The sequence below is a fragment of the Photobacterium sp. WH24 genome (assembly GCF_019204055.1).
GTDB classification, from domain to species: Bacteria; Pseudomonadota; Gammaproteobacteria; order Enterobacterales; family Vibrionaceae; genus Photobacterium; species Photobacterium arenosum.
The window spans coordinates 42,175-63,477 of record NZ_JAGSOZ010000019.1 but is presented as its reverse complement, the minus strand read 5'-3'; the positions used below and the strand labels follow the sequence as shown (position 1 = coordinate 63,477).

Here is a 21,303-nt window from a genome sequence, read left to right as displayed (position 1 = left end):
AACGACAGCTCGCCCCAAGACAAGGACAAGGAAGATGACAAGGTGTCAGGCCAGCAACTGACGACGGTATTCGCCCGGTGCCTGCCCTGTCCAGCGCTTGAACGCGCGGTGAAAATTGGCATCGCTGGCAAAGCCCACCAAATAGCCAATTTCACTTAAGGAGAAATCCTGCCGACGCATATAGTCAAGCGCCAAGGTTTTGCGGCTGTGTTCCAGTATCTGCGTATAGCTGGTGCCAAGCTCGCTGAGTTTACGCTGCAAATTACGCACACTCATCCCTAACGCAGCAGCCACTTGGGTTTGGCTCGGTGCGCCCAGTGAGAGCCGTTCAAGAATTTTGCACTTCACCTGGTGCACCAGATCGTGGCGATCGATACGAGCCAGAAATTCGTTGAGGATCTTTTCATGGCCTGTCCTTATCGTCGGGTTGCCACTGAGCAATGGCTGCCTGGCGGCACCACTGTCAAACGCCAGCAAATTACGCGCCTGACCAAAGCTGACCGGGCACTGGAAGAATGCGGTCAGGTAGTGCCCTTGATCTGCCGGCGGAGAAAACTGGAACGTGACATAAGCCGGTTTCAAATCGGCATCAACCACATCACGCGCAAAACTGACCACCATAGCCATAAAAGCTTCCAGCTCCTGGCGGCGCATCAGCACAGACTGTTCTTCATTCCTGGCCACCAAAGCGACATCCAGTACCAGAGTATCCGGGTTCTCGATTAATTGAAGATTACTGATGTCACAGACCACACTGTTGTAGGCGACAAGCTGCAACAGCGCCTCCTCCAGCGTATCCGCCGACATCATGGCGTAGCCCAGAATATGAAAAACACCGGGATGAAAATACCGTGCAATCTGAACAGTAAAATCCTGCTCGGGTAAAAAACGATTACAATAATCTATCAGTGCCGACAATTTACGGATTGAGACCCGCACTTCCTGGTTCTGCAGTTCACGGATGTCGAGACCGCACTCGTGCAGGGCCTGCTCCATATCCAGTCCGTAATGTTGCATCGCTTTCGCGATGGGGATCATCCAACTGCTCAGGGTCGAGTAATAGCCTTCCATCAATACTGCCCCGCTCTAATGCGGTTTGCCTCCCAGAAATGTCATCACAGCTGCCGATTGCGCAGATCAACAATAAATTGGCGTGAACAGACATAGCCAAACATGGCTGCTCGTATAAAGTCCATGTTAAGGCGATGTTAATAGCATTGACGGGGAATGTCGAATGCCATGCTCGCCAAACCCATAGCAGATCAACAGGACACTCTGAACCCTTCTAACCAAAGAGAGCCGAATATGGAACCTTTCAACCCGGCCACCAGCCAGGATACTCACACAGTAGTGAACCAGCCAAAACCCTTAGAACACTACAATACATATGACTCTGACAGCATATTGAAATATTGGGTAGCCCGGTTTTCCGGGGACTGGGCAAACAGCCGATTGTCGAGTTTTGGTCATCATATTGGCCATGAATTGCAGGAAGCCGGTTTTCTGGCCAATAAACATTTACCGGAATTTCAGCCCCATAACCGCTTCGGGTACCGGGTTGATCAGGTCGATTACCATCCGGCTTACCACCAGCTCATGGCGCACGCGATCGAAAACGGCCATACCAGCCTGCCGTGGACACAGCCCAAAGCCGGTGCCCACGTTGCCCGGGCGGCACTGGCCTTTATGCACAACCAGGCCGATCCCGGCTCCGGCTGCCCGCTGACCATGACCTTTGCCTGTGTGCCAGCCCTGCAGCACCAGCCTGACGTTGCAGCACTCTGGCTGCCGAAAATCACAGCCACTGTGTATGACGGCACTAACAAGCCCTATTTCGACAAAGCCGGGGTCACCATAGGTATGGCGATGACAGAAAAACAGGGCGGCTCGGATGTCCGGGCGAACAGCACACGGGCAACCCCGGTCGCTGACGCCGGGCCGGGTAAACTCTACAGCCTGATCGGTCACAAATGGTTCTGCTCCGCACCTATGTGCGATGCATTTCTTGTCCTGGCCAAAACCGGCGAGACACTGTCCTGCTTTCTGGTGCCACGCTGGCGCGAAGACGGCAGTAAAAACCCGATGCAAATTCAACGCTTGAAAAACAAGCTGGGCAATAAATCCAATGCCAGCTCTGAAATCGAGTTTCGCGGCGCGCACGGTTGGCTGCTTGGCGAGGAAGGCCGCGGTATCCGTACCATCATAGACATGGTCGCCCTCACCCGCTTCGACTGCATGATAGGGTCCAGCGCACTGATGGCCCAGGCCGCCAAAGAAGCGATCTGGCATACCTCAGGCCGCAGCGTCTTCGGCCGCAATCTTCATGACCAGCCATTGATGATCAATGTGCTGGCCGATCTGGCACTGGAAGCAGAAGCGGCACTGGCGATCACCATGCGCATTGCTCATGCGCTGGATAACAGCAAGGACAGCACACAAGCAGCCCTGATCCGCAGTGCAACGGCCATCGGTAAATACTGGATCTGCAAGCGGGCGATTCAGCATACCGCCGAGGCCATGGAGTGTATTGGCGGTGTGGGCTATGTCGAAGAGAACATTGCCAGCCGGCTGTATCGCGAAGCGCCGGTCAATTCGATCTGGGAAGGCTCAGGCAATGTGCAGTGCCTCGACCTGCTGCGCGTGCTGCAGCGTGAACCCGATACCTTTAGCGCCCTGTTTGCCGAATTTGACCAGGCACAAGGTAAGCACCCGCTGTTCGACCGCAAGCTGGCACAACTGAAAGCCGAATTTGCCAGCACGGAAAACATTGAGCTCCGTGCCCGGCAAATGATGGAGCAGCTGGCGCTGATCTGGCAGGCCGCGACTCTGTTCAGCTATGGCGAACCTCACATTGCCGAGGCCTTCACCCAGGCGCGCTTATCCGATCATTATTTCCAGTTCGGCACTCTGCCGGCAGACATTGATGCCAAATCCATCGTGGAACGGGCACTGGCCAAAATCTGAACCACCCACCCTATAACAATAAGCCTCCGTCAAGACGCGGAGGCACCCCCTGAACGGAACAAGAAGAGAGCACATCATGGATGCATACCAATACCTGAACAGCTTTACCAACCTGGCGGATTTTCTGGAAGACGGTTTTGCCCGCTATACCGATCATCCAGCCTTTCACTGTCTGGGACAAACCCTGACCTACAGCGATATTGAGCAGCGCTCTCGGCATCTGGCCCAATGGCTGCAGCACCAGAGCGGGCTGCAGGCCGGTGATCGCATTGCCATTCAGCTGCCTAACATTATTCAGTATCCGATTACCGCCTATGCCGCGATCCGCGCCGGACTGGTCGTAGTCAATACCAACCCACTCTACACGCCCAGGGAAATGCAGCACCAGTTCAGCGATGCCGGTGTGAAAGCACTGATTATTCTGGAAGATTTGTTACCCAAGTATGAAGCCATCTGCGATCAGGTACCGGTGGAAAATGTCCTGGTCACCGCGGCAACCGATCTGCTGACAAACAGTGCCGAGGCAGGTCATCAGTACATTGCCTTGAATGCAGCGATCGCCAGCGGCAAAGAACAAGCTGCCCTGCGCCCGAATACGGCCGGCACGGATGATATCGCTGTACTGCAATACACTGGGGGCACAACCGGGGTGGCTAAAGGGGCTTGCCTGAGCCATGGCAACATTCTGGCCAACGCTGCACAGATGAGTCACCGCATTCTGCAAAAAGGCACGCCGGGCGAGGAAACCTTTATCTGTCCACTGCCGCTCTACCACATCTATGCCTTTACGGTGAACATGATGGGACTATTCTATCTGGGCGCGCAAAACGTGCTGATCCCGAACCCAAGGGACATAGAAGGCTTCATCAACACCCTGCAAACGAATCGCTTCAGCGGTTTTGCCGGTATCAACACCCTGTTTGTCGGCTTATGCCAGCACCCGGAATTCAGAAAACTGGATTTCAGCTCCCTGAAAATTACCTTTTCCGGCGGCGCAGCCCTGACAGGCAAAGCGTTCGAGCTGTGGCAATCCATCACTGGCTGCACCATCACCGAGGGCTGGGGGCTGACAGAAACCTCGCCGGTATCGACACTCAACAACTTCGACTGCGAACAAATCAACAGTGTCGGAGTGCCGCTGATTAACACTGTGGTTGAAGTCTGGGACGAGAATAACCGGCCGCTGCCTCAGGGAGAAGTGGGCGAGCTGGTGATCAAAGGCCCGCAGGTTATGCAGGGTTACTGGCAGCGTCCGGATGAAACCGCCAAGGTGCTGGTAGACGGTTTCGTCAAAACCGGCGACCTGGGTTTCATTGCGCCAGATGGTTACATCAAGATAGTCGATAGACTCAAAGACATGATCATAGTGTCCGGCTTTAATGTGTACCCAAACGAGATTGAAGAAGTGCTGTGTCGCCATGAACACATTGTCGAAGCGGCTGTGGTGGGTGAAACGGATGAGAAAACCGGCGAAGCGGTGCACGCGCACATCACCACTTCCGCCCGGTTAGACCAAGCCGACATCATCGCCTTCTGCCGCGAACACCTGACGGGCTACAAGGTGCCCAAACATATTTCAGTTCATCAGGAATTACCCAAATCCACTGTCGGTAAAATTCTGCGCCGTGAACTGCGCACGGCCTGATTAAGGGGATAACCAGCATAAAAAAACGCCGCTCAGTGATGAGCGGCGTTCTTATATTAGTACACGGTTATTATCAGCAACTGACGGCGGACTGGTTACACGTCCAGGTTCGCATTCAGGGCATTCTCTTCAATGAACTGGCGACGCGGTTCGACGTGATCGCCCATCAGTGTAGTGAACAGCTCATCAGCTGCGACTGCATCATTGATAGTGACCTGCATCATGCGACGCGAATTCGGATCCATGGTGGTTTCCCACAGCTGATCCGGGTTCATCTCACCCAGTCCTTTGTAACGCTGACGGCTCAGACCACGGGTCGAGTCTTTAATCAGCCACTCCAGCGCTGTCTTAAAGCTGTCAACCGGCTGCTTACGCTCTCCGCGCTGGACATAGGCTGTCTCTTCCAGCAGATCGCACAGTGCTTCAGACAAGTCAGCCAGCTTAGCGTACTCTTTCGAGTGCAGCAGATCGTAGCTCAGCGGATACTGGTAGTCGACACCGTGGGTACGCACAACAATCTTAGGCAGCCAGGCGTTATGTTCCGGGTCCTGGAACACTTCATAACCGTAGTGGCTTTCACCGGTTTGCTTGCTGTTCAGGGCGTCAACCACCCCTTTGACCCAGGCTTCCACCTGCGACTGATCCGCCAGTTTGTCTTCACCCAGACGCGGCTGGTAAGTCAGCTCATTGAGCAGCAATGTCGGGTAACGACGGCTCATCCGCTCGATCAGTTTCACCGCGCCATTGTATTGCTTCACCAAGGTTTCCAGTGCCAGACCCGAAATGGCCGGTGCACTGTCGCTGGTGAACAAAGAAGCATTTTCCAGCGCCAGGGCTACCTGGAACTGGTTCATGTCTTCATCATCTTTAATGTACTGCTCTTGTTTGCCTTTCTTCACTTTGTACAGTGGCGGCTGGGCAATGTAGATGTGACCACGTTCAATCAGCTCAGGCATCTGACGGTAGAAGAAAGTCAGCAGCAGCGTACGGATGTGCGAACCATCGACGTCGGCATCTGTCATGATGATAATGCTGTGGTAACGCAGTTTGTCCGGGTTGTACTCGTCGCGGCCGATACCGCAGCCCATGGCCGTGATCAGCGTAGCAACTTCCTGTGACGACAGCATTTTGTCGAAACGGGCTTTTTCTACGTTCAGGATCTTACCTTTCAGCGGCAGAATCGCCTGATTTTTACGGTTTCGGCCTTGCTTGGCGGAACCACCGGCCGAGTCACCCTCCACTATGTAGAGTTCAGACAGTGCCGGGTCTTTTTCCTGGCAGTCGGCCAATTTGCCCGGCAGGCCGGCTAAATCGAGTGCGCCTTTACGGCGGGTCATTTCACGGGCACGACGCGCCGCTTCACGGGCACGGGAGGCGTCAATAATCTTGCCGCAGACAATCTTGGCGTCAGCCGGGTTTTCCAGCAGGTACTCGCTCAGCTTCTCACCCATGGCCGATTCAACAGCAGGTTTCACTTCGCTTGAAACCAGCTTATCTTTGGTCTGGCTGGAGAATTTAGGATCCGGCACTTTCACCGACACCACAGCGGTCAGGCCTTCACGGGCATCGTCCCCAGAAGTCGCCACTTTGGCTTTCTTGGTGTAGCCCTCGGCATCCATGAAATTGTTCAGGGTACGGGTCAACGCACCACGGAAACCGGCAAGGTGGCTACCACCATCGCGTTGCGGGATGTTGTTGGTGAAGCAGTAAATATTTTCCTGGAAGCTGTCGTTCCACTGCATCGCCACTTCAACAGAAATGCCGTCTTCACGTTCAAACGCAAAGTGGAAGGCTTTCGGGTGGATAGGCGTTTTATTACGGTTAAGGTGCTCAACGAACGCACGGATACCACCTTCATACATAAAGTGGTCTTGCTTGCCGTCACGCTCATCGCTCAACTTGATAGAGACACCTGAGTTCAGGAAAGACAATTCGCGCAGACGCTTTGCCAGAATCTCATAATGGAAAGTGGTATCGGTGAAGATGGTATCACTTGGCCAGAAGCGGATTCGGGTACCGGTACGATCCGAGTCGCCCACCACACCCAGCGGTGCCTGAGGTTCACCCAGGTGATAAATCTGTTGGTGAATATGACCGTGGCGATGAATAGTCAGTTCCAGTTTGTCAGACAGGGCGTTCACGACCGACACACCTACCCCGTGCAGACCGCCGGACACTTTATAGGAGTTATCGTCGAACTTACCGCCGGCGTGCAGGACTGTCATGATAACTTCAGCGGCGGACACCCCTTCTTCCGGGTGCATGTCTGTCGGGATACCACGACCATCATCGCTGACAGAGACCGAGCCATCCTCATGAATCGTGACTACGATATCTTCACAGTGACCAGCAAGAGCTTCGTCGATAGAGTTATCGACGACCTCAAAAACCATGTGGTGCAAACCTGTACCGTCATCCGTATCGCCGATGTACATACCCGGACGCTTACGTACCGCATCAAGACCCTTTAATACCTTGATACTTGATGAATCGTAATTGTTGGACATTGAGTTACTCTCGCTTTAATTATCTTGCGGTTATTTTACCCTGTTCGACATGAAACATCTTGCCCTTTTCGGTCTTCATATCGCCCAGTTGCTCCTCGCTGATGGCACTGATGACCACCTGAGCCTGAGTATCGTGTAATCCCTTTGCCAGCAGGGCGCGTTTGCTGCTGTCGAGCTCTGAGGCAAAGTCGTCAATCAGGTAAAGACACTGCTTGCCTGTTGCCTGACGAAGCTGCTGACCCTGTGCCAATCGCAGCGCACACATCAATAATTTAAGCTGGCCGCGGGACAGGACATCGTCCACAGGCATAGCCGACACCTTGAGCCGCAGATCCGCTTTATTGGGGCCGCTGACGGTATAACCGAGCTGCATATCGCGCTCAAAGTTGGCGGCCAGCAGCTCGCTGTAAGGGGTCGTTTTTTCCCAGCCACGGTAGTAGCCGAGCTGAATATCGTATTCCGGCAGAAAATCACCACAAAAGGCGGTTGCCTGCTCACGCAGGGCATCAATGTAATCACGGCGCCAGCCGTCAATCACTTCCGCCAGTTGGGCCAGTTCCTGATCCCAGTAGCTGAGTTCACGGTAGCTGCGCGCGGTTTTCAGCAGCGCATTACGCTGCCTGGTCAGCCGTTTTACCCGGCTCCAGGCCTGATAAAAACGTGGTTCCACGTGAAACACCCCCCAATCGATAAACGCACGACGGAATTTGGGGCCGCCCACCATCAGCTCAAAGCCTTCCGGGGTGATCAGCTGCAGCGGCAGAATCTGCGCCAGCTGTGCTACTTTCTGGCCAGTCTGGCCGGCTATTTTAACCTGAGTCGTACCATCCCGCTGCTTTCTGATCCCCAGCGGTCGCTCCAGATCACCTTTCAGTGCGCTGTCCGCATGCACCCGGCCATGCAGTACCAGTTCATCCTGACCATGGCGGATAATCCGGCTGGTCAGGTGGCTGCGAAAGGAGCGGCCATGGCCGAGAAAATAGATGGCTTCCAGCAAACTGGTTTTACCGCTGCCATTGGCACCGACCAGAAAATTGAAACCCTCCGAGAAGGTGAGATCACAGGCCTCAAGATTACGAAAATCTTTAACAATGAATCGCGTTAACGCCATAGGTTACAGCCGGATCGGCATAACCACGTACAGCGCATCACTGTCAGCGACATCTTCAATCAGGGTACTGGCTGTCGCGTCCGTCATCGAAATCCGCACCTGATCGCATTTCAGGGTATTGAGCACATCCAGGATGTAGCTGACATTAAAGCCAATCTCCAGCTCGTCGCCCTGGAAGTCGACATCCAGCACTTCTTCCGCTTCTTCCTGTTCAGGGTTGTTGGCAGTGATCCGCATTTCATTGTTGATCAGATTCACGCGCACGCCGCGGAATTTCTCATTCGATAAAATGGCGGCACGGGAAAAGGCCTGGCGCAGTTCCTCACAGCTGGCCTGCAGAAACTTGCTGCTGTTTTGCGGCAACACGCGGCGATAATCCGGAAAACGGCCGTCAACCAGCTTGGAAGTGAAGGTGAAATTGTTGACCACAGCCCGCAGGTTAGACTGGCCAATCTGCAGCACGACCTCGGCATCCGGGCTGTCTAACAGACGCATTAACTCCATCACCCCTTTACGCGGCAGGATAATTTGCTTGCCCGGCATGTCAGTCTCGGTATCGACAGTACAGACCGCCATACGGTGCCCGTCGGTCGCCACCGAGCGCAGCTGTTTGCCATCGGTTTCCATCAGCATACCGTTCAGGTAGTAACGCACATCCTGATTGGCCATGGAAAACTGGGTACTTTCGATCAACTGGCGTAACTGACCCTGCGCCAGATGCAGTTCCACATCGCTTTGCCAGTCTTCAATATTGGGAAAGTCACTGGCCGGTAAAGTCGTCAGTGAGTAACGACTACGGCCAGAGCGCAGCAGCAGCCTGTCACCCTGCAATTCAATCTTAAGTTGCGCACTGTCTGGCAGTCCGCGGCAGAGATCGAGAAATTTGCGGGCAGGTACAGTGGTCGCCCCCGGTTCCCAGTCACCGTCCAGTGCCAGACCGGCCACCAGCTCCACTTCCAGATCGGTAGCCGTCAGAGACAGCTTGCCCGCATCTACCTGCAGTAACAGGTTGCCGAGGATAGGCAGCGCCGGACGGCCACCCAGTGCACCGTTTACCTGCTGCAGAGGTTTAATGAGATGTTCTCGTTCAACGGAAAATTTCATATTACGACGACAATGTCCTGATCAGGTTAGAGTAATCTTCTTTAATATCATGGCTTTCTTCACGCAGCTGTTCGATTTTACGACACGCGTGAAGCACAGTGGTATGGTCGCGGCCGCCAAACGCATCACCGATTTCCGGCAGGCTGTGGTTGGTCAGCTCTTTGGCCAGCGCCATCGCCATCTGACGAGGGCGGGCCACCGAACGGGAACGGCGCTTGGAGAGCATATCAGCCATCTTGATTTTATAGTACTCGGCCACTGTCTTTTGAATGTTATCAATAGTGACCAGCTTTTCCTGCAGCGCCAGCAAGTCACGCAGCGCTTCGCGGACAAAATCAATCGTAATCGCCCGGCCGGTAAAGTTGGCGTTGGCAATCACCCGGTTCAGTGCCCCTTCCAGCTCACGCACGTTCGAGCGCAGGCGCTTGGCAATAAAGAAGGCCACTTCATCGGCCAGGCGAATATTGTGGTCTTCAGCCTTTTTCATCAGGATAGCCACCCGGGTTTCCAGTTCAGGCGGCTCTATGGCCACTGTCAGCCCCCAGCCAAAGCGGGATTTCAGGCGATCTTCCACCCCGCTGATTTCACGCGGGTAGCGGTCTGAGGTCAGGATGATCTGTTGGTTCCCTTCCAGCAGGGCATTGAAGGTGTGGAAAAATTCTTCCTGCGAGCGCTCTTTATTGGCAAAGAACTGGATATCATCGATCAGCAGGGCATCGACGCTGCGGTAGTAACGTTTAAATTCTTCAATCGCATTGTTCTGCAGGGCTTTTACCATGTCCTGAACAAAACGTTCAGAATGCATGTAGACCACTTTGGCGTTCGGTTTGCGATCTGCAATGGCGTTACCCACAGCATGCAGCAAGTGGGTTTTACCCAGGCCGGTACCACCATAAAGAAACAGCGGGTTGTACGCCGCTCCCGGGTTATCCGCCACCTGGCGACAGGCGGCCAGCCCGAGCTGGTTCGATTTACCTTCCACAAAATTGTTGAAGTTATGTTTCGGGTTAACATTGGAGCGGTAACCCTTTTGCGATTCCGGCTGCACCGGCGACGGTGCGGGTTCCCAGGTCGGTGACGGCGGATCGATCTTATTCCCGCTCACCACAGCAGCGGGCTGGGGCGGCGGCACAGTCACAGGTTTGCTGCCCACTTCAAAACGCAGCATTGGGGTATCGGCACCGCAGAATTCATTTAACAGGCGGTTGATACTATTGAGGTACTTATCCCGTACCCAGTCCAACACAAATCGGTTCGGGGCGAACAAGGTCAAGGTGTTGTCGTTTAACTCGGCCTGTAGCGGACGAACCCACATGCTGAATTCCGTGGCAGGGAGTTCTTCCTGAAGGCGTTGAAGGCACTGCAGCCAAAGCGAAGATGACAAGTTCGACTCCACATTGAATAACGAAAATACGAAAAGGGACGCAATTTTATACCTGCTGGCTTAGGATCTCCAGCAAAGAGATCCCAGATCCAGTGAATAAGATCTAAGTTATTCACACAGATCCCACAACCAAAGGCCAGATCAGCACAGTTTAGCCTAGCCTTACCCACAGTTATTTGCACAATCAACAGGATCTTGAGGATAAAAACAGCAGCTTGCCGGTCAAAACGCTATTATTTCAGGTCTTATATAAGCGGTAGCCGCTTTTACCGGCACAAAGTTTTCCGCTTTGCCGGGTAATAGCCCTATAGTTATTACAAATAACTTTTGGTTATTTAAGCATTGTTCTTACTGACAAGTAGGATGATAGGAATCACCCTACAAAAACAACATCATCTCAGGAGCAGACAGATGAAAAACTGGGTTAAAGCTTCATTAACCGCGCTTACACTTGGTCTGAGCGTCAGCCAGGCAGCGATTGCTGCTACTGACGTTAAAGTCGGCATGTCTGGCCGCTACTTCCCGTTCACTTTCGTGAAACAAGATCAGCTGCAGGGCTTTGAAGTCGATCTGTGGAATGAAATCGGTAAACGCAACGATTACAAAGTGGAATATGTCACCGCGAACTTCTCCGGTCTGTTTGGCTTGCTGGAAACCGGCCGTATTGACACCATTTCCAACCAGATCACTATTACCGATGAGCGTAAAGCCAAATACGTATTCAGCGACCCTTATGTGATTGACGGCGCGCAACTGGTGGTCCGTAAAGGTAACGAAAACATCAAGAGCACAGACGATCTGAACGGTAAAACCGTAGGCGTGAATCTGGGCTCTAACTACGAGCAACTGCTGCGTGGCCTGGATAATGCCGATGAGATTACGATCAAAACCTATGACACAGGTATTGAACACGATGTCGCGCTGGGCCGTACTGACGCCTTCGTGATGGACCGTTTGTCTTCTGTTGAACTGATCAATAAAGCAGGCTTGCCGCTGCAGCTGGCGGGAGCGACTTTTGAGCGCATCGAAAATGCATGGCCTTTCCAGAACAACGAAAAAGGCCAGCAACTGCGTGACCAGGTCAACCAAGCGCTGAATGCCATGCGTGAAGACGGTACACTGACCGAAATCTCACAAAAATGGTTCGGTACTGACATTACCCGCTAATTGACAGTAATTAATCCTGCCATTTCAGGTCACCATCCTTATACTAATACGTAATATCAAGACTCACCTTTAGGGTGGGTCTTGTCACTTTCGTTATCAATACTCCACGGAACACGCATCCATATGGGCTTCGATTTTGAATACATGCTGTCACTCATGCCTATTTTGCTCAAATATCTGGGCACAACCATGGGCATGGCGGTATGGGGACTGGTTTTTGCGCTGGTGATCTCTGTTACTCTGGCCTTGGTTCGGGTCTACCGGTTACCCGTACTGGATCAGCTCAGCCAGATTTATATCAGCTTCTTTCGCGGCACACCTTTGCTGGTACAACTGTTTTTGCTCTACTACGGCTTGCCGCAAATCTTTCCTCCGCTGGTCGGCCTGGATGCGTTCAGTGCTGCCGTGATAGGACTCAGCCTGCACTTTGCCGCCTACATGGCGGAAAGCATCCGCGCCGCCATCATAGGTGTCGACCACAGCCAGCGCGAAGCCAGCCTGTCTATCGGTATGACTGAAATGCAGGCCATGCGCCGTATCATACTGCCACAGGCGACCCGGGTCGCCCTGCCGTCACTGATGAACTACTTCATTGACATGATCAAATCCACCTCGCTGGCATTTACCTTAGGGGTCGCTGAGATCATGGCCAAGGCACAGATGGAAGCCTCCTCCAGTTTCAAATTCTTCGAAGCTTTCCTGGCCGTCGCCCTGATTTACTGGGGGATAGTGGTGGTGCTGACCCGGATACAAAACTGGGCAGAAGTAAAACTTAACAGGGCATACGTACGATGATTGAGCTGCATAACCTCAGTAAACGCTTCGGTGACAACACCATTTTCTCAGGGATTGACCTGTCGATCAGTCAGGGCGAAATCGTGGTGATCATCGGCCCGTCCGGTACAGGGAAATCCACCCTGCTGCGCTGTATCAATTTTCTCGAACACGCCAACACTGGCCATATGACCATAGACGGCATCCATGTTGAAGCCCCGGTAGCAACCAAAAAAGACATACTGGCCATTCGGCGCAAAACCGGCTTCGTGTTCCAGAACTATGCCCTGTTTGCCCATATGACGGCACGTCAGAACATCGCCGAAGGTCTGATCACAGTCAAAGGCTGGGATAAGCAGGCCGCCAACGATAAAGCCCAGCAAATTCTCGATGACATAGGGCTGGGTGAAAAAGGTGACAGCTACCCGGCAGCGCTGTCCGGCGGCCAGCAACAACGGGTCGGGATCGGCCGGGCCATGGCGCTGGAAGCCGAGCTGCTGTTGTTTGATGAACCGACCTCCGCGCTGGACCCGGAATGGGTCGGCGAAGTGCTTAACCTGATGAAAATGCTGGCAACACGTAACCAGACCATGCTGGTGGTGACCCATGAGATGCAGTTTGCCCGAGAAGTGGCAGACCGGGTGATCTTTATGGCCGACGGCGAGTTTGTCGAACAGGGATCTCCGCAGGCGATCTTCAGCCATCCGCAGGATCCGCGTCTGAAAAAGTTCCTGCGCCAGGTCGGGATCCAGTAAGGATCCTTGCACTCCGCCAAACAAAACGTATAATTCAGCGCCCGGGTGCATCCTGACAAAAACAGGATAAAAACCGACCCACAGGCAGGGGGTAAAGATTGACTCCGAGCGGGTCAGTGATTACAATTCCGCCTCTTTGTGGACGTAATGGGTTTTTTGAAGCCCTTCCAGGGGTCCTTCGGGCAACCGGTTAACACAAAAACTTAAAACTGATCAGTAATTTTAAGGTAAAACCATGAAACGCACTTTTCAACCTTCAGTTCTAAAGCGCAAGCGTAGCCACGGCTTCCGTGCTCGCATGGCAACTAAGAACGGTCGCGCTGTAATCAATGCACGTCGCGCCAAAGGCCGCAAGCGTCTGTCTAAGTAATCATTGCGATTATTTTGACTAAGTACGCTTTTTCTCGGGAGTTACGTCTGTTAACTCCCGAAGATTATAAACATGTCTTCCAGCAAGCTCACAGTGCTGGCTCTCCTCACTTCACCATTCTGGCCCGCAACAACGACCTGAACCATCCACGGCTCGGTCTGGCAGTCCCTAAAAAACAAATCAAAACCGCGGTAGGCCGCAATCGGTTTAAACGCCTGGCACGGGAACGTTTCCGTCTCAAGCAACATGATCTGCCTGCTAAAGACTTTGTGGTGATTGCTAAAAAAAGTGCCAGTGAAATGAGCAACGCCGCTCTGTGTAAGTTGCTTGATAAGCTATGGCATCGCCTGTCTCGCCCCTCGCGTGGCTAGTCGTAGGACTAGTCCGCTTTTACCAACTGGCAATCAGCCCGCTGATCGGGCCACGTTGTCGTTTCACCCCGACCTGCTCCCAGTATGCGATTGAAGCACTAAAAACTCATGGGGCAATAAAAGGTTGTTGGTTCACGGCGAAACGTCTATTAAGATGTCACCCTTTGAACAACGGTGGCTACGACCCCGTTCCGCCAACCCAGGATAACGACAGAGAACATTAACGATGGATTCCCAACGCAATATTCTGTTAATTGCCCTGCTGTTCGTGTCTTTTCTTCTGTTTCAACAGTGGAATACCGACACCAGCACGCAACCTCAGAACCAGACAGCTGCGCAAAGCGCGACGACCCAGGGCGATGTCCCGTCACACAGTGGCGAGAGTCAGACAATCCCAGGGCCTAGCAGTTCCGACAAGCTGATCCACATCCGCACCGATGTGCTGGATCTGACTGTTGATACTCTGGGTGGTGACATAGTTGAAGCCAGACTGCTGGCCTACGACAACGAACTGGACTCCAGCGATCCCTTCGTGCTGCTGAAAAACGAACCGGCGCACCAGTACATTGCCCAGTCAGGTCTGATCGGCGCCAATGGTATCGACTCTACCGCCGGCCGTGCCCAACTAACAGCAGCAGGCACTGACTTTGTACTGGCCGATGGTCAGGACGAACTTAAAGTGCCACTGACCTACAGCAAAGACGGTATCGAGTACACCAAGACCTTCACCCTGACCCGTGACAGTTACGCGGTGGACGTGTCCTACACCATCAACAACCAGTCTGACGCACCTGCCACAGTGCAGATGTACGCCCAGCTGAAGCAAACCCTGCTCGATGACGGCGGCAGCCTGACCATGCCGACTTACCGCGGTGGTGCTTACTCGGCTGACGACGAGAAATACAAAAAGTACAGCTTTGATGACATGGCCGATAAGAACCTGAACCTGAGCATGGAACAGGGTTGGGCAGCCATGATGCAGCATTACTTTGTCTCGGCGTGGATCCCGCGTACCGATGACACCAGTAACCTGTTCTCCCGCACCAGCCAGGGCCAGGGTTACATTGGTGTCCGCCTGCCAAGTGCCACTGTGGCACCGGGTGCCGAGCAGACGCTGACGGCGACCTTGTGGTCTGGTCCTAAACTGCAGGACAAGCTGGAAGCAACGGCACCGAATCTGAATCTGACCGCCGATTACGGCTGGCTATGGTTCATTGCCAGCCCGCTGCACAAACTGCTGTCGATTATCCATGATTTCGTGGCTAACTGGGGTATCGCCATCATCATCCTGACGTTTATCGTCCGTGGTGTGATGTTCCCGCTGACCAAAGCCCAATACACCTCCATGGCCAAAATGCGCATGCTGCAGCCAAAACTGCAGGCGATGCGTGAGCGCTTCGGCGACGACCGCCAGCGCATGAGCCAGGAAATGATGGAGATGTACAAGAAAGAGAAAGTGAACCCGCTGGGTGGCTGTCTGCCGTTAATCCTGCAGATGCCAATCTTCATCGCCCTGTACTGGGCACTGATGGAATCAGTGGAACTGCGTCATGCTCCTTTCTTCGGCTGGATTCATGACCTGTCAGCTCAGGACCCGTACTACGTGCTGCCTATCCTGATGGGTGTCACTATGTTCCTGATCCAGAAGATGAGCCCGACCACAGTGACCGATCCTATGCAGCAGAAGATCATGACCTTCATGCCTGTGCTGTTCACCGGTTTCTTCCTGTTCTTCCCGGCAGGTCTGGTACTCTACTGGCTGGTGTCGAATATCGTCACCCTGATTCAGCAGTACATCATCTTCAAACAACTGGAGAAGAAAGGCCTGCACAGCAAAAAAGCGTAAGCCTGCTTCTGACTATAAAGATGACAAGGCGGCCTGTATGGCCGCCTTTTTGTTGCCCGCTCGCAGAGTTGGCTATCCTGATCAACACTGATTACAATAGCGCCCACGCTCAAAGACGAAAGCTATCATGATGACTCAGACAACCGACACTATCGTCGCTCAGGCCACCCCTCCGGGCCGTGGCGGAGTCGGCATTATTCGCGTATCCGGTCCGCTGGCTGGCCAGGTGGCCGAAGCCGTAACCGGACGCAGCCTCAAGCCACGTTACGCTGAATATCTGCCCTTTCGGGCCGCAGACGGCACAGCACTCGATCAGGGCATCGCCCTGTATTTCCCGAACCCGAATTCATTCACCGGTGAAGATGTGCTGGAATTGCAGGGGCACGGTGGCCCGGTGCTGATGGACATGCTGATCAAACGCATACTGCAGATTGAAGGGGTACGCCCTGCCCGCCCGGGCGAATTTTCCGAGCGGGCCTTCATGAACGACAAGCTGGATCTGGCGCAGGCCGAGGCCATTGCCGATCTGATTGATGCCAGCAGTGAAGAAGCCGCCAAGAGTGCCTTCCAATCGCTGCAGGGCGCTTTTTCCCAGCGCGTCAATGCGCTGGTGGAAGCCCTAATCCATCTGCGCATTTACGTTGAAGCTGCAATTGATTTCCCGGAAGAAGAAATTGATTTTCTCAGTGACGGCAAAGTCAGCGCCGATCTGGATACTGTGATGGCAGAGCTCAATGCGGTGCGCCGCGAAGCTAATCAGGGCGCCATCATGCGCGAAGGGATGAAAGTGGTAATTGCCGGGCGGCCGAATGCCGGTAAATCCAGCCTGCTCAATGCCCTGTCCGGCAAAGACAGCGCCATAGTCACCGACATTGCCGGCACCACCCGTGACGTGCTGCGCGAGCACATCCACATCGACGGTATGCCACTGCACATCATAGATACCGCCGGCCTGCGCGACGCCAGCGACGAAGTCGAACGTATCGGGATTGAACGGGCCTGGGAGGAAATCCGCCAGGCTGACCGCGTGCTGTTTATGGTCGATGCCACCACCACAGACGCGACCGACCCGGCAGAGATCTGGCCCGATTTTATCGAACGCCTGCCGGACTCCATGGGCCTGACCGTGATCCGCAACAAAGCGGAGCTGACCGGTGAACCAACCGGGATCTGCCATGTCAGCCAGCCCACCCTGATCCGCCTGTCAGCCCGGACCGGAGACGGCGTGGAAGCCCTGCGCGAACACCTCAAAGCCTGCATGGGCTTTGCCGGGACCACGGAGGGCGGCTTCATGGCCCGCCGTCGCCATCTGGATGCACTGGAACGAGCCGCCATGCACCTGGACACAGGAAAATCGCAGCTGGAAGGCTACATGGCCGGTGAAATCCTGGCCGAAGAACTGCGTCTGGCTCAGCAGCACCTGAGCGAAATCACCGGGGAATTTACCTCCGATGATCTATTGGGCCGCATTTTTACCTCCTTTTGTATCGGCAAATAAAACCGACGCGCCAACCACACAGCCCTGCCAGACTGGCAGGGCTTTTTTTCACCTTACTGTAATGATCAGCAGGGTGATCCTGCTTGGCAACCATAACAGCTCACCCAGCCCCCGATCCCTGGGTATCGGCAGCGATCAAAAGCCGTTGATAACTGCCGCTTTAAGAACGATCAAGCACAGAGGATCCTTGGGATTAACTGTTGGTAACTGTTCTAATAGACTGAAATTAATAACAATGTTGCATTAATGGTGTTATTACCCATCGCCAACCCCCTTCCCGCCTCTGCCTGGTGCCCAAAAGGCGGACAACAGGCACATTTTTCCAAGGGTTTTCTTATCGCCAACTCAGAGTACAATTCAGCCATTCTGACATTTGTCTATATAAAGAGGCCCCTATGGCGACCATTACCCTAATCACAGGCAGCACTCTCGGCGGCGCGGAATATGTCGCCGATCACTTAGCCGAACTGCTTACTGACGCCGGTCACGACACCGAAACTCTCAACCAGGCCGCCCTGGATGAGCTTAATTCAGAGCATATCTGGCTGCTGATTTGCTCAACCCATGGTGCCGGTGAGTTCCCCGACAATATTCAGCCCTTTGTCAACCAGCTGAAGGATCAGCAGCCCGATCTCGGCGGGCTGAAATATGGTGTGGTGGCCATTGGCGACAGCAGTTACGACACTTTTTGCCAGGCAGGTAAAGAACTGGATCAACTGCTGGCCGATTTGGGCGCCCAGCGTCTTGGTGAACGGCTCGACATCGACGTTTCTCAGGATCCTGTTCCGGAAGACCCGGCCGAAATCTGGCTGGACGGCTGGAAAAAGCTCCTTTAAGCCTTCTCTGACTGGCGATAATTACTCCCAATTACGCCAGTTTTTTATTTTTCTTCTGTGTATAACTATAGATCTAAACGGTGATCAACCCTTTGTTATCCAATGAACAACTTGATCGCCAATAACCCCCTGTGGATAAAGTGCCATTTAGATCCCAGGAAGTCCTTACGAAGATCCCACACACCTAACAAGAAGTGATCCTCCCTAACAGCATGATCATTAGGATCAAAAACGACTTATCCACACGATCGGGCGATCCTAATAGTAGATCCAATAAGAGATCTTCTTAAAAAGATCTTATATATATTTAGGATCTCGGCCTCTGATCATTTGATCACCAAGAGTGATTCTTTCTTGCCTGGAAACGAGGTAGAATATACCCCCTTTGCTTCAAGCAAATTGAATGGCTAATTGATCACCTGAGGTAATTTCATGTTTTACCAGGAAAATTTTGATGTCATCGTAGTTGGTGGCGGTCATGCCGGAACGGAAGCCGCATTGGCAGCAGCACGCATGGGTCAGAAAACCCTGTTGCTGACCCATAATATCGATACCCTGGGTCAAATGTCCTGTAACCCAGCGATTGGCGGGATCGGGAAAGGCCATCTGGTAAAAGAAGTGGATGCTTTGGGTGGTTTAATGGCGCAAGCCATTGATAAAGGTGGAATTCAGTTCCGTACCCTGAATTCATCAAAAGGCCCGGCCGTACGTGCAACCCGTGCTCAGGCAGACCGGGCGCTTTACAAAGCTGCAGTTCGTGAAGCATTGGAAAACCAGCCTAATCTGATGCTGTTCCAGCAGGCGGTTAACGATCTGATCGTCGAGCAGGATCGTGCTGTGGGCGTGGTGACAGAAATGGGTCTGAAATTCCGTGCCCGTAGCGTGGTATTAACCGTAGGCACCTTCCTGGGCGGCAAGATCCACATCGGCCTGGAAAATTACAGCGGCGGCCGCGCCGGCGATCCTCCGTCGATCGCCCTGGCGGATCGTCTCCGTGCCTTGCCTTTCCGTGTCGATCGTCTGAAAACCGGTACACCGCCACGAATCGATGCCCGTACGGTGGATTTCAGCCAGCTGGAAGCTCAGCATGGTGATAATCCGACTCCGGTGTTTTCTTTCCTCGGTAAACACTCGGATCATCCACGCCAGATCCCGTGTTTTATTACCCATACCAATGAAAAGACCCATGATGTGATCCGCAATAATCTGGATCGCAGCCCTATGTATTCTGGGGTGATTGAAGGTATTGGCCCACGTTATTGTCCGTCTATCGAAGACAAGGTGATGCGCTTTGCGGACAAAAACAGCCACCAGATTTTCATTGAGCCGGAAGGCCTGACGACACACGAACTGTATCCGAACGGTATCTCCACCAGCCTACCGTTTGATGTGCAGATGCAAATCGTCCGTTCAATGAAAGGCTTTGAAAATGCCAGTATTATTCGCCCAGGCTACGCCATTGAATACGATTTCTTCGATCCACGTGATTTGAAACCCACGCTGGAAACCAAATTTATCAGCGGTCTGTTCTTTGCCGGCCAGATCAATGGCACCACAGGTTATGAAGAAGCCGCTGCCCAGGGGCTGCTGGCGGGCATGAATGCCGCTTTGCAGTCACAGGATAAAGAAGGTTGGAGCCCGCGCCGCGATCAGGCTTACCTGGGCGTACTGATTGACGATTTGTCGACCATGGGTACCAAAGAACCGTACCGCATGTTTACCTCGCGTGCTGAGTATCGTTTGTTGCTGCGTGAAGACAACGCCGATATTCGTCTGACCGAGCTGGGTCGCCAGTTTGGTCTGGTGGATGACGAGCGCTGGTCACGTTTTAATGAAAAAATGAACACCATCGAGCAGGAGCGTCAGCGCCTGAAAGACATCTGGATCCACCCGGCTTCTGAGCACGCGGCAACGATCAATGAGATTTTGAAAACCCCGCTGACCCGTGAAGCCAGTGGTGAGGATCTGCTGCGCCGTCCGGAAGTGACCTATGAGCAACTGACGGCTCTGGCTCTGTTTGGCCCGGCCAGCACCGATGCCGAGGCCAGCGAGCAGGTTGAGATCCAGGTTAAATACCAGGGCTATATCGACCGCCAAAGAGAAGAGGTGGAAAAATCTCTGCGTCATGAGCAGAGCAAACTGCCGGCTGATCTGGATTACAAGCAAGTGAAAGGCTTGTCAAATGAAGTGATTGCCAAGCTGAACGACGCAAAACCTGCGACTATCGGCATGGCGTCACGTATCTCAGGCGTAACCCCGGCTGCCATTTCGCTGCTGCTGGTGTACCTGAAAAAACACGGCCTGCTGAAAAAAGGCGACTCGGAGGTGGCAGCGTGAAGGAGCGTCTGGCACAGCTGATTGCAAAAACTGAACTCAAGGTCACAGAACAACAACTTGAGCAACTGGTGGGCTATGTTAGCCTGCTGCACAAGTGGAACAAAGCGTATAATCTGACGTCAGTACGGGACCCCAATGAGATGCTGGTTAAGCACATCATGGACAGCCTGGCCGTCAGTCCTTACCTGTCACAGGGAACGCGGTTTATTGATGTCGGTACCGGGCCTGGTTTGCCGGGTATTCCGCTGGCTATCATGCTGCCCGAGAAGCAATTTACCCTGCTCGACAGTCTGGGTAAGCGAATACGTTTTATCCGTCAGGTTATTCATGAACTGAAGATTGACAATGTCACACCGGTGCAAAGCCGGGTCGAGGCCTTTATCCCAGAACAGGGGTTTGATGCTGTACTAAGCCGGGCATTTGCGTCCATGTCTGATATGGTTAACTGGTGCCGTCATCTGCCTGCTGCGGAAGGTCAGTTTATGGCGCTCAAAGGCCAGGTTACTGAAGAGGAACTGACAGAATTACCAAGCTGGTGTTCTGTGAGTGAGGTCAAATCTTTGCATGTCCCCGACTTGGAGGGGGCGCGTCATTTAGTACTCTTGACGGCAAAGGAATGAATTAACGAGGGTGT

18 protein-coding genes are annotated in these 21,303 nt (G+C 53.4%); 13 read left to right on the top strand and 5 right to left on the bottom strand.

The genetic code is table 11. The annotated features are described in order from the left end of the window. Positions 1-45: 45 nt before the first annotated feature. On the bottom strand, positions 46-1,071 hold the full coding sequence (locus tag KCG43_RS18415; protein ID WP_218386740.1) for an AraC family transcriptional regulator: 1,026 nt from the start codon (positions 1,069-1,071) through the stop codon (positions 46-48). A gap of 156 nt (positions 1,072-1,227) precedes the next feature. Here KCG43_RS18415 and KCG43_RS18410 point away from each other — a divergent pair, with 156 nt between their 5' ends. Next, the gene (locus KCG43_RS18410; RefSeq protein WP_218386739.1) at positions 1,228-2,964 is read left to right on the top strand and encodes an acyl-CoA dehydrogenase family protein; all 1,737 of its coding nucleotides are present in this window, start codon (positions 1,228-1,230) and stop codon (positions 2,962-2,964) included. A gap of 76 nt (positions 2,965-3,040) precedes the next feature. Continuing rightward, positions 3,041-4,609: an AMP-binding protein gene (locus KCG43_RS18405; protein WP_218386736.1), complete on the top strand. Its 1,569-nt coding sequence runs from the start codon at positions 3,041-3,043 to the stop codon at positions 4,607-4,609. A 95-nt stretch (positions 4,610-4,704) separates the two neighbouring features. On the opposite strand, the gene gyrB is transcribed toward KCG43_RS18405, so the two are convergent. From gyrB to dnaA, 4 genes are read right to left on the bottom strand one after another with little or no spacing between them, the layout of a single operon-like run. Next, complete coding sequence (gene gyrB, locus KCG43_RS18400) at positions 4,705-7,116, bottom strand: DNA topoisomerase (ATP-hydrolyzing) subunit B (RefSeq protein WP_192017653.1); 2,412 nt, start codon at positions 7,114-7,116, stop codon at positions 4,705-4,707. 19 nt (positions 7,117-7,135) lie between these two features. Next, entirely contained in the window at positions 7,136-8,227 is a 1,092-nt protein-coding gene (gene recF, locus KCG43_RS18395) for a DNA replication/repair protein RecF (RefSeq protein WP_192017652.1), read from the bottom strand. Positions 8,228-8,230: 3 nt separating this feature from the next. Beyond that, complete coding sequence (dnaN, locus tag KCG43_RS18390; RefSeq protein ID WP_218386734.1) at positions 8,231-9,331, bottom strand: DNA polymerase III subunit beta; 1,101 nt, start codon at positions 9,329-9,331, stop codon at positions 8,231-8,233. Position 9,332: 1 nt separating this feature from the next. Then, complete coding sequence (dnaA, locus tag KCG43_RS18385; RefSeq protein ID WP_192017650.1) at positions 9,333-10,715, bottom strand: chromosomal replication initiator protein DnaA; 1,383 nt, start codon at positions 10,713-10,715, stop codon at positions 9,333-9,335. Between the two features lie 411 nt (positions 10,716-11,126). On the opposite strand from dnaA, the gene KCG43_RS18380 reads away from it, so the two are divergent. From KCG43_RS18380 to rsmG, 11 genes are all read left to right on the top strand, one after another. Then, the gene (locus KCG43_RS18380; RefSeq protein ID WP_192017649.1) at positions 11,127-11,882 is read left to right on the top strand and encodes an amino acid ABC transporter substrate-binding protein; all 756 of its coding nucleotides are present in this window, start codon (positions 11,127-11,129) and stop codon (positions 11,880-11,882) included. A gap of 123 nt (positions 11,883-12,005) precedes the next feature. Further along, positions 12,006-12,677 carry an amino acid ABC transporter permease gene (locus KCG43_RS18375; RefSeq protein ID WP_218386731.1) on the top strand — a complete coding sequence of 224 codons (672 nt, stop codon included), beginning with the start codon at positions 12,006-12,008 and terminating at the stop codon, positions 12,675-12,677. Continuing rightward, positions 12,674-13,411, top strand: coding sequence for an amino acid ABC transporter ATP-binding protein (locus tag KCG43_RS18370; RefSeq protein WP_192017647.1), 738 nt, complete (start codon positions 12,674-12,676; stop codon positions 13,409-13,411). The genes KCG43_RS18375 and KCG43_RS18370 overlap by 4 nt, the downstream gene beginning before the upstream one ends. Before the next feature lie 235 nt (positions 13,412-13,646). Continuing rightward, positions 13,647-13,781, top strand: coding sequence for a 50S ribosomal protein L34 (rpmH, locus tag KCG43_RS18365; protein ID WP_075762025.1), 135 nt, complete (start codon positions 13,647-13,649; stop codon positions 13,779-13,781). 14 nt (positions 13,782-13,795) lie between these two features. Then, on the top strand, positions 13,796-14,152 hold the full coding sequence (gene rnpA / locus KCG43_RS18360; RefSeq protein WP_218386728.1) for a ribonuclease P protein component: 357 nt from the start codon (positions 13,796-13,798) through the stop codon (positions 14,150-14,152). Next, on the top strand, positions 14,119-14,376 hold the full coding sequence (gene yidD / locus KCG43_RS18355; RefSeq protein WP_081669217.1) for a membrane protein insertion efficiency factor YidD: 258 nt from the start codon (positions 14,119-14,121) through the stop codon (positions 14,374-14,376). The genes rnpA and yidD overlap by 34 nt, the downstream gene beginning before the upstream one ends. Before the next feature lie 2 nt (positions 14,377-14,378). Beyond that, positions 14,379-15,998 (top strand): membrane protein insertase YidC, encoded by a 1,620-nt coding sequence (gene yidC / locus KCG43_RS18350; RefSeq protein WP_192017646.1) that lies wholly within the window; start codon positions 14,379-14,381, stop codon positions 15,996-15,998. A 130-nt stretch (positions 15,999-16,128) separates the two neighbouring features. After that, a complete protein-coding gene (mnmE, locus tag KCG43_RS18345) occupies positions 16,129-17,496 on the top strand; it encodes a tRNA uridine-5-carboxymethylaminomethyl(34) synthesis GTPase MnmE (RefSeq protein ID WP_218386754.1) in 1,368 nt (455 codons plus the stop codon). Positions 17,497-17,891: 395 nt separating this feature from the next. Then, positions 17,892-18,332, top strand: coding sequence for an FMN-binding protein MioC (gene mioC / locus KCG43_RS18340; protein ID WP_192017645.1), 441 nt, complete (start codon positions 17,892-17,894; stop codon positions 18,330-18,332). A 432-nt stretch (positions 18,333-18,764) separates the two neighbouring features. Continuing rightward, entirely contained in the window at positions 18,765-20,669 is a 1,905-nt protein-coding gene (mnmG, locus tag KCG43_RS18335; protein ID WP_192017644.1) for a tRNA uridine-5-carboxymethylaminomethyl(34) synthesis enzyme MnmG, read from the top strand. After that, a complete protein-coding gene (gene rsmG, locus KCG43_RS18330) occupies positions 20,666-21,289 on the top strand; it encodes a 16S rRNA (guanine(527)-N(7))-methyltransferase RsmG (protein WP_120513851.1) in 624 nt (207 codons plus the stop codon). The genes mnmG and rsmG overlap by 4 nt, the downstream gene beginning before the upstream one ends. The last annotated feature ends 14 nt before the right edge of the window (positions 21,290-21,303 follow it).